Origin of the sequence: Azospirillum sp. TSH64, assembly GCF_003116035.1 — a bacterium.
In the GTDB taxonomy this organism is placed as follows: domain Bacteria; phylum Pseudomonadota; class Alphaproteobacteria; order Azospirillales; family Azospirillaceae; genus Azospirillum.
This window is the reverse complement of the sequence record NZ_LGQW01000015.1, coordinates 3,424,646-3,438,234: the sequence shown is the minus strand read 5'-3', so window position 1 is coordinate 3,438,234 and position 13,589 is coordinate 3,424,646. Positions and strand designations below refer to the sequence as shown.

Here is a 13,589-nt window from a genome sequence, read left to right as displayed (position 1 = left end):
CTCCTGTGTGCGGACCCCTTGGACCCGCGTCAGAAGGGGATGACCCCGAGGATGGCCGCGGCGACGGTCATGACGACCGAGGCGGCGAACAGATAGGGGATCGAGAATTTCTGGTGCTCGCCCAGCCCGATGCCGCACAGGCCGACGACCAGGAAGGTGGCGGGGGTGAGCGGGCTGACCGGGAAGCCGACGGTCATCTGGCCGAGAACGGAGGCCTGGGCGATCTGGATCGGGTCGCCGCCCAGCGTCTTATAGACCTCGGCGATCACCGGCATCATGCCGAAATAATAGGAGTCCGGGTCGAACAGCAGGCTGAGCGGCATCGACAGGATGCCCAGCGCGAAGGGAACATGCTGCGCCATCTCCGGCGGGACGAAGGCGACGGCGGACTGGGCCATGGCCGTCAGCATCTTGGTGCCGGTCATGATGCCGGTGAAGACGCCGGCCGCCAGCAGGATGCTCACCATCATCAGCGCCGCCTTGGCGTGGGCGTCGACGCGCTCCTTCTGCATCTTGACGTCGGGATAGTTGATCATCAGCGCCAGCACGGTGCCGACCATGAACATCACCACCGGATCGACCGCCCCTTCGATCATCACGGCCATGATGACGGCGGTGAGGATCAGATTGACCCAGAACAGCTTGGGACGGCGGATCCTGATCTGCTCCGGCGTCAGCACGCGCGGCGCCGGCCCGACCGGACCCTCGGCTTCGGGAGCGCCCATGGCGCCGACAGAGCGGGCCTGTCCCGCCGCAAGCGGCCTTGAGGACAGGCCGAGACGCCGCTCCTCGCGCTTGCCGAGCAGGAAGGCGACGGTGAAGATGAACAGCAGCCCGACGCCCTGCACCGCGATCAGCGGATTGAAGATGTCGGTCACCGGCACCTTCAGCGCCGCGGCGGACCGGATCATCGGCCCGGTCCAGGGCAGGAAATTGACGCCCGCCGCCATCGACACGCACAGCGCCAGGATGCGCTTGTCCATGCCGAGCCGGTCGTAGAGCGGCAGCATCGCCGGAATGGTGATGAGGAAGCAGACCGCACCCGACCCGTCGAGATGGATCAGCAAAGCCAGCAGGGTGGTGCCCATGGTGATTCGTGCCGGCCGCGTGCCGACCACCCGCAGGATGCGGTCGATGATCGGGTCCATCATCCCGGCATCGGTGACGACGCCGAAGAAGATGATGGCGAAGACGAACATGCCGGCGGTCGGCGCGATGGAGCGGATGCCGGCAATGATGAACTTGCTGGTTTCAAGGCCGAAGCCGCCCGCCAGCGCCGCGATGATCGGCACGGCGATCAGCGCGACCAGCGGCGACATCCGGTTGGTCATGATCGCCGCCAGCAGAACGACGATGGTTGCCAAGCCTAATAGCGCGAGCATGTAACCTCCTCCATGGCCGTTGTTATTGTTGTTTTCCGCCTGCTGCGCGATCTCTTCACGTCAGGCGAAGACGCACGGCGGGCCCCTGCGGCGACCGGTTCCGGTCCCCGAGTAACGCCACCCGAGCGGATTTCAAAAGAACTTCATCTTTTGCGAAGCCGGCAGGCAGGGGAACTGGCAGCGGGGCTTTTTACAGATCAGCCACTTTGCCGCACCGTGCCGAAGCGGTGTCCGCGATTGACACTGTACGAACCCACAATCAGATTAGAGAAATGAATTTGTTGTATCACGGTAATTTGATTTTTCTATAAGAGGCGGGCCATGCTCCAGGGAGTGAGACATATCAAGGCCTTCGTCGCGGTGGCGCGTCTCGGCAGCTTCACCAGGGCGGCGGCGGAGGTCAACCTGTCGCAGCCGGCGCTGACCGTGCAGATCCGCCAGCTCGAAGAGAGCCTCGGCGTGCGGCTGTTCGACCGCAACAAGCGCCATGTGGTGCTGACCCAGGCCGGCCGCGACCTGCTGCCGGCCTTGCAGCGGGTGTTGGCCGAGTTGGATGCGGTGATGAGCGTCAGCCACGATCTGGCCGGGCTGCGGCGCGGGTCGGTGTCGGTCGCCACCCTGCCGTCGGTCGCCGCCGGGCTGCTGCCCATCGCCATCCGCCGCTTCGCCGCCGACCACCCCAACATCGACGTCCGGGTCAGCGACGTCGTCGCCGAGCGGATCATCCAGCTGGTCAAGGCGGAGGAGGTCGATTTCGGGATCGGCAGCCGGGTCGGCCCCGACCGCGACGTCGAGGTGATCGATTTCCTCTGCGACCGCATGTGCGCCTTCTTCCCCGCCGACCACCCGCTGAACGGCCGGCGCCCGCTGCTGCTGACGGACATCGTCGCCTTCCCGCTGATCCTGACCGCGCGCGGCACCAGCGTGCGGTCGCTGGTCGAGCGGGCGTTGGAGAAGGAAGGGCTGGAGATCAGCCTGTCCTGCGAGGCGAACTACATGTCGACGGCGGTCGGCATGGTGCGGGCCGGGCTCGGCGTCTCGGTCCTGCCGGAATCCGCCGTCGACGCCGCCTCCTGCGAGGGCATCGTGGTGGAGCCGATCCGCACCGCCGGGCTGGTGCGCCGGATCGGCTTCATCCGCAAGGCCGGCCGCTCTCTGTCGCCGGCGGCGGAGCGCTTCGCCGCCCTGCTGCGCGAGGTCGCCGGCCCGACCCTCGCCCACTTCTCCAGCATGGAGGCCGCCGCGAAGCGGTAGCGTGGCTGGAATAATTTTTTAACTGGATAACGTCAGTATATTACTGAAATCAGCCAATCCGATTTCAACCGCCCTCCTCTTTCGTAGTATATCAGTTGCCGCCCCCCGACGCGCGCGACATGAAGGCACCCATGAGACTCCTGGAAAATCTGACGATCCGGGCCAAGCTGACCGCACTGGTCGCCTTGTCCGTCCTGGCTCCGGCCGTGGTGATCGCCATCAGCAGCAGCTTCGCCCACCAGCGCATGATCGACGACCGCATCGACACCATCCGCTCGGCGGTGGAACTGGCGGTCGGCATGGCGAAGGGGCTGAATGCCGAGGTCGAGGCGGGAACCCTGCCGCGCGAGCAGGCGCTGGCACGCTTCCGCACCGCGGTGCACGCGATGTCCTACCATGACGGCGCCGACTACCTGTTCGCCTACGATCTCAACGGCATCGCCGTCGCCAACCCCTCCAACCACAAGGCGGTCGGCACCGACCGCATGGGGCTCCAGGACAAGGCCGGCAAGTATTTCGTCCGCGAGATCGTCGACACGCTGCGCCGTCAGGACAACGCCATCATCCATTATGTCTGGCCGAAGCTGGGGTCCGACGTCCCGCTGCTGAAGACCAACTATGTGCAGCGCTACCAGCCGCTCGGCCTGATCGTCGGTTCCGGCGTCTACACCGACGACATCGACGCCGCCTATCACGAATTCCTGACCAGGACCGGCGCCGCCACCGCCGCGCTGATCGCCGCGCTGGTGCTGATCGCCTTTTTGGTCAACCGCGACATCGTGCGCTCGCTGCACCGGCTGCGCGACAAGATGACGGCGCTGGCCGCCGGCGACCTTGGCGTCACCTTCCCGGAGGCGGCGCGGCGCAACGAGATCGGCGGCATGGCGCAGGCGCTCCAGGTGTTCAAGGAGAATGCCCAAGCCAAGGCCAGCCTGGAAGCCAGCCAGGCCGAGCAGGCGGAGCGCGCCGCGGCCGAGAAGCGGGAGGCGATGACGACGCTCGCCAGCCATTTCGAACAGACCGTCGGCAACCTGATCCACGATGTCGCCGGCGAGGCGGATGCCATCGAACGGCGCGCCCAGGACATGACGCGCGCCGCCGACGAGACCGGCAGGCTGGCCGGCGCCGTCACCCTGGCGACCGAACAGACCTCCGCCAATGTCCAGACCGTCGCCGCGGCGACGGAGGAGCTGACCAGCTCGATCAACGAGATCAGCCGACAGGTCGGCTCGTCGGCCGAGATCGCCCGCGAGGCGGTCGAGAGCGCCGAACGGGCCAACGGCAAGGTCGAGGGGCTGGCCGGCGCGGTGGAGCGGATCGGCGCCGTGGTCGGCCTGATCAACTCCATCGCCAGCCAGACCAACCTGCTGGCGCTCAACGCCACCATCGAGGCGGCCCGAGCCGGCGAGGCCGGGCGCGGCTTCGCCGTGGTGGCCACCGAGGTCAAGGCGCTCGCCAACCAGACCGCCCAGGCCACCGAGGAGATCGCCGCCCAGGTCGCCGGCATCCAGAGCGAGACCGCCCAGGCCATGCACGAGATCAGGGGTGTGGCGCAGGTCATCGGCCGGGTCAACGACGTCGCCACCTCCATCGCCTCGGCGGTCGAGCAGCAGGGGGCCGCGACCCGCGAGATCAGCCGCAACATCCAGCAGGCCGCCCGGGGCAGCCACGAGGTGTCGTCCAGCATCGGCGGCGTGAACGAGGCCGCCGGGCGGAACGGCACGGTCGCCTACGAAGTGCTGGAGAATGTGCGGGAATTGTCCATGCAGACCGAAAGCCTGCGCGGCGAGGTCGGCCGCTTCCTGGCGCAGGTGCGGGCCGGCTGACCGGCCCGCAAGGCCAGCGTCCGCGGGCCTTGGCTTCGCGGGCATGTGCCCGCGCGGCCGCCGTCGCGGCCGATACCAGGGTCGAAAGTCAAAACTTTCTGACCCTGGTATTACGGCGCGGCGACGAACTCCACCCAGTTCGGCTGCTTGCCGGCCGGATAGCGGGCGAGCGGGGTCAGCGCGCCGCTGCCGCCGTCGATGCGGTAGACGGTCATGCCGTCCGACTTCTCGCCCACCGCCGCCAGGAACCGGCCGGTCGGGTCGATGTTGAAGCCGCGCGGCTGCTCCTCCGTCGCCACGCTGGCGAGCGGGGTCAGCAGGCCGCTTTCCGGGTCGATCCGGAAGGAGCGGATGGTGCTGGTCCGCCGTTCGGAGATGTAGAGGAACCGGCCGTCCGGCGTCGTGTGGATGTCGGCGGCCCAGGGCTCGCCCTTGAAATCGGCCGGCAGGGACGGCAGGCGCTGCCTCTCCGTCAGCCTGCCGGTCGCGGGGTCGTAGGCGAACGCCGCGACGGCGGCGTCCAGCTCGTCCACCAGATAGAGGTGGCGTCCGTCGGGATGGAAGACGATGTGGCGCGGACCGGATTTCTCCGGCAGCGCCACCGAGGGCGGATCGTTGTCGCTCAAGGCTCCGGTGGCCGCGTCGAAGCGGAACTGCACCAGCCGGTCGGAACCCAGGTTGGTGGCGAAGGCGAAGCGGTTGTCGGGCGACGGCTGGATCGAATGGGCGTTCTTGCCGGTCGCCACCACCTGCTGCGGCGGTCCGACCTTGCCGTCCGGCCCGATCGGGTTCACTGCCACCTTGTCGCCGCCGTAGGACGCGCCGAACAGGTACTTGCCGCTGCAGTCGGTGACGATGTTCGCCATGCTGTCGGCCAGCGGGCCGCTGCCGAGATGGCTCAGCGTGCCGGTCGCCCTGTCGATGGCGAAGATCTGCACCTGATAGGGTTGCGAGCGCACGCCGGCATAGAGGAAGCGCCGGTCGGGGCTGAGCGCCAGGGGGGTGGAGGAGCCGGGCTTGTCCACCCCGACGAAGGGCACCGTCCCCAGCGGGGTCATGGCGCCGGTGGTGCCGTCCAGCCGGAAGACGCTGATGTCGTTGCTGCCGGCGTTTGACACGTAGGCGAAACTGTCGGCCTGCGCCGGAACGGCCAAGGCGAAGGCGGCGGAAGTCAGCAGCATCGCCAGCGCGATGCCGGTGCGGCGTCCCATGGTATCCTCCCTTGTGAGCATATCGTCCTCCCGCCGCGGGCGCCGGTTGCTCCGGTCATCTCCGCCGCGGGGGTCTTCGGGTCAGATCAACTCAGGTCACCGGCGCCGGGTTGAACAGGGTGAGCGCGTTGCGCAGCCCCCAATGGTCGGCCCAGGTCTGCTTGCGGCCGCTCGCCACCTCAAGGATCAGGCGGAACAGCTCCCAGCCCACATCCTCGATGGTGGCTTCGCCGGTGGCGATGCGGCCGGCGTCGACGTCGATCAGGTCGTGCCAGCGCGCAGCCAGTTCGGTCCGCGTCGCCACCTTGATCACCGGCGCCATGGCGAGGCCGTAGGGGGTGCCGCGCCCCGTGGTGAACACCTCGATGTTGCAGCCCGACGCCAGTTGCAGCGTGCCGCAGATGAAGTCGCTGGCCGGCGTGGCGGCATAGAGCAGCCCCTTGCGCGTCGCCCGCTCGCCCGGCGCCAGCACGCCGGCAATCGGGCTGGTGCCGGACTTGGCGATGGAGCCCAGCGCCTTCTCCACCACGTTGGCGAGGCCGCCCTTCTTGTTGCCGGGGGTCGGATTGGCGCTGCGGTCGGCGGATCCGGTCTCCAGATAATCGTCGTACCAGCGCATCTCGCGGATCAGGGCGCGGCCGGTCTCCTCGTCGACGGCGCGCGGGGTCAGCAGATGGATGGCGTCGCGCACCTCCGTCACTTCGGAGAACATGACCGTCGCCCCGGCCCGCACCAGCAGGTCGGCGGCATAGCCCAGCGCCGGGTTGGCGGTCACGCCGGAGAAGGCGTCGCTGCCGCCGCATTGCAGCCCGACGACGAGATCCGACGCCGGGCAGGTCTCGCGCCGCCGCTCGTTGAGCTGGGCCAGCCGGCGGTCGGCCATCTCCAGGATGGAGGCGACCATGTCGCCGAAACCCTGGTGACGCTCGTCCTGCAAGGTGACGATGCTCGGCTCGACCCCGGCCGGCAGCAGCCGTTCCGGCTGGAGCTTCTCGCAGCCGAGCCCGACCACCATCACCGCCCCGCCCAGGTTGGGGTTGCGGGCGAGGTTCTGCAGCGTGCGGATCGGCACCGCGGCGCCCGGCGCGTTGATCGCCACGCCGCAGCCGTAGGTGTGGTTGAGGGCAACGACGTCATCGACGTTGGGGTATTTCGGCAGCAATTCCTTCTTGATGCGTTCGACGGCGAAATCCATCACCCCGGCGACGCACTGCACGCTGATGCTGATGCCCAGCACATTCTTGGTGCCGACCGTCCCGTCGGGATTGCGGTAGCCCTCGAAGGTGTAGCCGTCCAGCGCCGGGGCGTCGGGCGGCACGGCGGTCGCCAGCGGCAGCGTGTCCAGATCAGGCGCCTGCGGCAGGCGGACCAGCGATTCCTCGATCCAGGCGCCGCGACGGATTGGGCGGGCGGCGGTGCCGATCACCTGCCCGTAGCGGACGATCGACGCCCCTTCGTCCAGGTCGGCCAGCGCCACCTTGTGCCCCTGCGGCACGAAGTCGGTCAGGACCAGCCCGCACTCGAACTCCGTCCCCGGCGGCAGCCCGCCGGAATTCACCACGATGGCGACGTTGTCCTCGGGATGGACCAGGATGTAGAGAGGCTTCTGGGTCATGGCTTGCCCTGACTGTTTTGCCGGGTTTGAGGCGTTGCGGAGCGGCTTCACCGCACCAGGCACGGCCGCTTGTTGTCGAACGTCCAGCCGGGGACCAGGTACTGCATCGCCGTGGCGTCGTCGCGGGCACCCAGCCCGTGCCGCTTGTAGAGGTCGTGCGCCTTCGCCAGCTCGTCCATGTCGATCTCGACGCCCAGCCCCGGCCTCTGCGGCACGGCGACCAGACCGCCCTCGATGCGGAACGGTTCCTTCGTCAGGCGCTGGCCGTCCTGCCAGATCCAGTGGGTGTCGATGGCGGTGATCCGGCCCGGCGCCGCTGCGGCGACATGGGTGAACATCGCCAGCGAGATGTCGAAATGGTTGTTGGAGTGCGACCCCCAGGTCAGGCCCCATTCATGGCACATCTGGGCGACACGGACGGACCCCTGCATGGTCCAGAAATGCGGGTCGGCCAGCGGGATGTCGACCGACTGCAACTGGATGGCATGGCCCATCTGGCGCCAGTCGGTGGCGATCATGTTGGTGGCGGTCGGCAGGCCGGTGGCGCGGCGGAACTCCGCCATCGCCTCGCGGCCGGAGAAGCCCTGCTCGGCGCCGCAGGGATCCTCGGCATAGGCCAGCACGTCGCCCTTCCCCTTGCACAGCCGGATCGCCTCCTCCAGCGACCACGCGCCGTTGGGATCGAGCGTGACACGGGCCTGGGGGAAGCGCTTGGCCAGCGCCGTCACCGCCTCGATCTCCTCCTCGCCGCGCAGCACGCCGCCCTTCAGCTTGAAGTCGTTGAAGCCGTAGCGGTCGTGCGCCGCCTCGGCCAGCCGCACCACCGCGTCGGGGGTCAGCGCCACCTCGTTGCGCAGGCGGAACCAGTCGTTCTTGGCGTCCGGCTCGGCGCGGTAGCCCAGATCGGTCCTGTTGCGGTCGCCGACATAAAACAGGTAGCCCAGCATCTCCACCCCGTCGCGCTGCTGCCCGTCACCCAGCAGGGCCGCCACCGGCACCTCCAGGAACTGGCCCAGCAGGTCGAGCAGCGCCGCCTCCAGCGCCGTCACCGCATGGATGGTGATGCGCAGGTCGAAGGTCTGCAAACCGCGCCCGCCGGAATCGCGGTCGGCGAAGCCGCGGCGCACGCCGTTGAGGATGGCGTTCCAGGCGCCGACCGGCTGGCCGACCACCAGGGCGCGGGCATCCTCCAGCGTCTGGCGGATCCGCTCGCCGCCCGGCACCTCGCCGACGCCGGTATGGCCGGCGCTGTCCTTCAGGATCACCACGTTGCGGGTGAAGTGGGGCGCATGGGCGCCCGACAGGTTCAGCAGCATGCTGTCCTGGCCGGCGACCGGCACGACCAGCATTTCGGTGACTTTGGGCGACGACATCTGAATTGCCATGATGCGGTGTCTCGAAAAGCGGGAAAGGCGGGAGGGGCGGTTCAGGCGGCTTGCAGCAGCGCCTGGGTGTAGCCGAGCGCGAAGGCGAAGAAGCGCTCGCGGTCGGGGTCCAGCTCGGAGAAGGGCACATGGTCGGGGCAGAGGATGCCCTGGTACCCGACTTCGCGATAGGCGCGGATGCAGGCTGCCATGTCGACCGACCCCTCGTCCGGCATCGCCTCGCGGAAGTCGAGGTAGCCGCCCTTGATGTTGCGGAAATGGACCATGAAGATGCGGTTCTGCGGGCCGAACTCGCGGATCGCCTCCAGCACCGTTTCGGTCGGGTTGCGCGACATCTCGGCGATGGTGCCCTGGCAGAAGTTGAAGCCGAGCGACTTGCTCTCCGGCGCCAGATTGACGAAGCGCCGCAGTCCGTCGAGCGAGCCCAGCACATGATGCACGCCGTTCAGGCCCCCCGGCGGATAGGCCGGGTCGTGCGGGTGGCAGGCAAGCCTCACGCCGGCCTTCTCGGCGGTCGGCAGGATGGCCTCGACCAGATATTCGATGGCGCGCCAGCCGTCGGCCTCGCTGACGCCGCCGGCCTCGCCCGCCATCACCTGCCCGCAGGTTTCCGGCGCGCCGCGCGCGTCCAGCGGCGACGGCTTGGTCCCCGTCTCGTCCTCCGGCAGAACGGTGCCCCAGTAGGAGAAGCGGGCATCATTCTCCGCCTTGTACTCGTCGGCGCGGAAAGTGCTGCACTTCATGCCGCCGCGGCCGTCGACCACGCCGGTGCGGGTGATGCCGACCATGGCGACCGTGTATTTCACCGTGTCGACCCCGCCGTCGGCGGCGGCGCGGATGTTGTGGCGCAGCCGCTCGGCGGTGGCCGCCGCCTTCTCCGGCGCCCGCAGGCTGTCGAGCAGGATGGAGCCGACATCCAGCGCCAGGCAGTCCAGCGTCAGGCCATGGCCCTCCACCCACTTGCGCTGGTCGGCGACCTTGCGGCCGTCCCACAGCCCGGCCTCGACATCGCCGCCGGCCATCACCGGCGCGTTCGGCCGGCTGTCGATGACGATGCCCCGGGCGCCGAGCTGGGCGGACAGGCGCAGGCGCTTGTCGGTGGGGTTGATGAGCTGTTCGCCGATATACATGGGAAAGACCCTCTGCCAGACCGCTCGAAGGCGACGATTACCGCTTCAGTTCCATCCGCTTGATCTCGCCGACGACGACCAGATAGCTGACCGCGGCGATCAGGGCGTTGGCGCCGACGAAGACCAGGGCGCCGTTGAAGGAGCCGGTGGTCTGGATGATGTAGCCGATGACGATCGGCGTGGTGATCGACGAGATGTTGCCGCACATGTTGAACACGCCGCCGCTGAGGCCGGTGATCTCCTTCGGCGCGCAGTCCGACATCACGGCCCAGCCCAGCGCGCCGATGCCCTTGCCGAAGAAGGCCAGCGCCATCAGCGACACCACCACCCACTGAAGGTCGGTGTAGTTGCAGGCGATCATCGCCATCGACATCAGCATGCCCAGCACGATCGGCGTCTTGCGCGCCGCGGTCAGGGAATAGCCCCGGCGCAGCATGGCGTCCGACATCACGCCGCCCAGGATGCCGCCGGCGAAGCCGCAGATCGCCGGGATCGAGGCGATGAAGCCGGCGTTCAGGATCGACATGCCGCGGGCCTGGACCAGATAGACCGGAAACCAGGTGATGAAGAAGTAGGTGATGGCGTTGATACAGAACTGGCCGAGGAAAATGCCGACCATCATGCGGCTGGCGAAGAGCTGGCGGATGTAATCCCACTTCGCTCCGCTCTCGGCCGAAGCCGCCTTCTTCCGGCCGTCGTCCATGTTGATCAGGCCGCCGCCGGCCGCGATATAGTCCAGCTCGGCCTGATTGATGCGGGGATGATCCTTCGGCGCGTAGACGGTCTTCATCCACACCGCGGCCATGATGATGCCCAGCCCGCCCATGACGCCGAACACCCAGTGCCAGCCGAAGGAATGGGTCAGCCAGCCCATCAGCGGCGCGAAGATCACGGTCGCGAAATACTGGGCGGAGTTGAAGATGGCGGACGCGGTGGCCCGCTCCTGGCCGGGGAACCACGCGGCGACGACGCGGCTGTTGCCGGGGAAGGACGGCGCCTCCGCCAGACCGACGGCGAAGCGCAGCGCGAACAGCATGGCGACCGCCGTCCCGCCGGCCAGAAAGCCGATGCTGCCCTGCATCAGGGTGAAGGCCGACCAGATGAAGATGCTGAGCGCATAGACGATCTTCGACCCGTAGCGGTCGAGCAGCCAGCCGCCCGGCAGCTGGCCCAGCACATAGGCCCAGCCGAAGGCGGAGAAGATGAAGCCCATCTCCGCGGCGCTGATGCCCAGCTCCTTCGAGATCACCGGACCGGTGATGGAGAGGGTCGCCCGGTCGGCGTAATTGATGACCGTGACGAGGAACAGCATCGCGAGGATGAGATAGCGGACGTTGGTCCGCTTGGCGGCGGGCTGGGCGGCGGCGGCGGCGGCGGTCGAATAGGACGCGCGCTCGGCGTTGGCGGCGGTGCTCTCGATTGTCATGAAATTTCCTCCCTCAAGGCATGAGGGCGGGCAGGCGCGGCAGTCCGTTCCCGGACCCGATTGGCGGATCCGGCTTGCTGGCTGCACCTTGTGTCCGGCGTCGGGAACTGAAGCCCGGCGCCTGCCCGTCCGGCGATGGCTCGTTGCCGCGGGTTAGCGGCTTACTGGGGTCCCAGCGCGTCGATCAGGGCGCGCAGGTCCTCGACCTCGGCCGGGGTGCAGTCGATCAGCGGCGCGCGCACCGGGCCGGCGGGACGGCCGACGATGGCGGCGCCCGCCTTGACGATGCTGACGGCATAGCCGGCCTTCCGGTTGCGGATCGCCAGATAGGGCAGGAAGAACTGGTCGAGCAGCCGGTCGGTGGTGGCGGTGTCGCCGGCGGCGACCGCCCGGTAGAACTCCATCGCCGTGCGCGGGATGAAGTTGAAGACGGCCGACGAATAGACCGGGACGCCGATGGCGCGATAGGCCGCGGCGTAGACCTCGGCGGTCGGCAGGCCGCCCAGATAGCTGAAGCGGTCGCCCATCCTGCGGCGGATGGTCGTCATCATCTCGATGTCGCCCAGCCCGTCCTTGAAGCCGATCAGGTTGGGGCAGCGCTCCGCCAGCGTCGCCAGACGGTCGGCGCCCAGCTTGCAGGTGGCGCGGTTGTAGATGATGACGCCGATGCCGACCGACTTGCAGATCGCCTCGACATGGGCGGCGACGCCCTCCTGGTCGGCTTCCGTCAGGTAGTGCGGCAGCACCAGGATGCCGGCGGCCCCGGCCTTCTCGGCGGCCCGCGCCATCTCGATGGCGATGCGGGTGGAATAGCCGACGCCGGCGATGATCGGCACCTCCTTGCCGCAGACCTCGACGGCCAGCGAGACGATGCTCCTGTGCTCGTCGGGCGTCAGCGAGAACAGCTCGCCGGTGCCGCCGGCGGCGAACAGGGCCGACGCGCCGTAGGGCTTCAGCCATTCCAGGCGGCGGGCATAGCCGCCCGGCTCGAAGGTGCCGTCGGCGGTGAAATCGGTCAGCGGGAACGACAGGAGACCTTCGCTGACGACGGCCTTCAGGGCTTGCGGTTCCATCGGGAGCATCCTTGGAAAACGGTGGTGACACGATCCGCAGGGGAAAGGCTGCGGGCATGGTGGCTTTTGAACGATGGCGTGTCTGGAGGATCCGGGCCGGGCTCGCGGCGATCCGTCCGACACCGTCGTCATCCGATGACAGGACGATTATCATCATATCAGTCATCATACAAGTGGTTTGATGCGGATGATGGCAATCCGCCTCCCCACCAATCCGGACATGGCGAAAGCCGGTCCACAAAGCAAAAGGGACGCGGCCGGCGGTCCGACAGCGTCCCCTGATCCCGCAAACCCGAAACGGGCGAACGTTCAGCCCGTGGCGGCGGCCGCCTTGAAATCCCCGCCGGCGCGCAGCCGGTCGCGGCTGCCGTTCAGATGCAGGCGGATGGCGGCGCGGGCGCCCTCCGGGTCCTGGCGTTCGATGGCGGAGTAGATGGTCTGGTGCTCGTCGTTGATCCGCCGGAGGTATTGGCGGCGCGAATCCCCCTCCAGATGCCCGTAGCGCACGCGGGCGCGCGGGATCAGCAACGATCCGAGATAGGAGAACAGGGCCAGGAAATGCTTGTTTCCGGTCGCCGCGGCGATGGCGCTGTGAAAGGCCAGATCGGCGTCGATGGCATCCTCTCCCGCCTCCACCGCCGCCGTCATCGTGTCCAGCGCCTCGCGCATGCGGGCAAGCTGGGCATCGTCGCGGCGGATGGCGGCGAGATAGGCGGCCTCCGATTCCAGGCTGATGCGGACTTCCAGCACCGAGATCGCCTCGTTCACCGCCTCCAACGTCGATTCCTCGATGCGGAAGGGCAGGATCGCGGCGTCGCGCAGGACGAAGGCCCCCAGCCCCTGCCGGGTGGAGACCATGCCGACCGCCTTCAGGTTGGCGATAGCCTCGCGCACCACGGTGCGGCTGACACCGAATTCGTCGATCAGGTCTTGTTCGCTCGGCAGCCGGTCGCCACTCTTGAACTGTCCGCTGGAGATCCGTTCGGCCAGGGCATCCACCAGTTGCTTCGCCAGCGGATCCCGGCGCCTGCGCGCTGTCATCACCATCCTCACCCAAACCCGGTTCCGGGACGGACCGCCCGTCACCACTCCATGCCCAGAGTTAACACCCACAAAACCTATACGACAATAGACAAGCCGGCCTGCCGGCCCATGGAAAGGCAGCAGATCGGGGCCGCTCCGCACCGCCCCACTTGTATGATGACTGATGTCATGATAGATCGCCTCTCCAACGAATGTTCGGCCGCTCTTGTCGGCGGACGCCTCTCCCCCGGCGCTCCGCCCTTG

At 68.1% G+C, this 13,589-nt stretch carries 10 protein-coding genes; 2 read left to right on the top strand and 8 right to left on the bottom strand.

The window, feature by feature from the left end:
* Positions 1 to 29: 29 nt before the first annotated feature.
* On the bottom strand, positions 30 to 1,382 hold the full coding sequence (locus TSH64_RS17060; protein WP_109446660.1) for a citrate:proton symporter: 1,353 nt from the start codon (positions 1,380 to 1,382) through the stop codon (positions 30 to 32).
* A gap of 333 nt (positions 1,383 to 1,715) precedes the next feature.
* On the opposite strand from TSH64_RS17060, the gene TSH64_RS17055 reads away from it, so the two are divergent.
* Both TSH64_RS17055 and TSH64_RS17050 read left to right on the top strand, forming a co-directional pair.
* Positions 1,716 to 2,636, top strand: a complete 921-nt coding sequence (locus TSH64_RS17055; protein WP_247872993.1) for a LysR family transcriptional regulator — start codon at positions 1,716 to 1,718, stop codon at positions 2,634 to 2,636.
* Between the two features lie 131 nt (positions 2,637 to 2,767).
* On the top strand, positions 2,768 to 4,462 hold the full coding sequence (locus tag TSH64_RS17050; RefSeq protein ID WP_109446656.1) for a cache domain-containing protein: 1,695 nt from the start codon (positions 2,768 to 2,770) through the stop codon (positions 4,460 to 4,462).
* A 110-nt stretch (positions 4,463 to 4,572) separates the two neighbouring features.
* On the opposite strand, the gene TSH64_RS17045 is transcribed toward TSH64_RS17050, so the two are convergent.
* From TSH64_RS17045 to TSH64_RS17015, 7 genes are all read right to left on the bottom strand, one after another.
* On the bottom strand, positions 4,573 to 5,673 hold the full coding sequence (locus TSH64_RS17045) for a lactonase family protein (protein ID WP_109446654.1): 1,101 nt from the start codon (positions 5,671 to 5,673) through the stop codon (positions 4,573 to 4,575).
* Between the two features lie 91 nt (positions 5,674 to 5,764).
* Complete coding sequence (gene garD / locus TSH64_RS17040) at positions 5,765 to 7,288, bottom strand: galactarate dehydratase (RefSeq protein ID WP_109446652.1); 1,524 nt, start codon at positions 7,286 to 7,288, stop codon at positions 5,765 to 5,767.
* Positions 7,289 to 7,335: 47 nt separating this feature from the next.
* A complete protein-coding gene (gudD, locus tag TSH64_RS17035; RefSeq protein WP_247872992.1) occupies positions 7,336 to 8,661 on the bottom strand; it encodes a glucarate dehydratase in 1,326 nt (441 codons plus the stop codon).
* 53 nt (positions 8,662 to 8,714) lie between these two features.
* Positions 8,715 to 9,803 carry a mannonate dehydratase gene (locus TSH64_RS17030; protein ID WP_109446648.1) on the bottom strand — a complete coding sequence of 363 codons (1,089 nt, stop codon included), beginning with the start codon at positions 9,801 to 9,803 and terminating at the stop codon, positions 8,715 to 8,717.
* 37 nt (positions 9,804 to 9,840) lie between these two features.
* Positions 9,841 to 11,229, bottom strand: a complete 1,389-nt coding sequence (locus TSH64_RS17025; protein WP_109446646.1) for an MFS transporter — start codon at positions 11,227 to 11,229, stop codon at positions 9,841 to 9,843.
* Positions 11,230 to 11,390: 161 nt separating this feature from the next.
* The gene (gene kdgD, locus TSH64_RS17020; RefSeq protein ID WP_109446644.1) at positions 11,391 to 12,302 is read right to left on the bottom strand and encodes a 5-dehydro-4-deoxyglucarate dehydratase; all 912 of its coding nucleotides are present in this window, start codon (positions 12,300 to 12,302) and stop codon (positions 11,391 to 11,393) included.
* A gap of 309 nt (positions 12,303 to 12,611) precedes the next feature.
* Positions 12,612 to 13,343 (bottom strand): FadR/GntR family transcriptional regulator, encoded by a 732-nt coding sequence (locus TSH64_RS17015; RefSeq protein ID WP_247872991.1) that lies wholly within the window; start codon positions 13,341 to 13,343, stop codon positions 12,612 to 12,614.
* Positions 13,344 to 13,589: the final 246 nt, after the last annotated feature.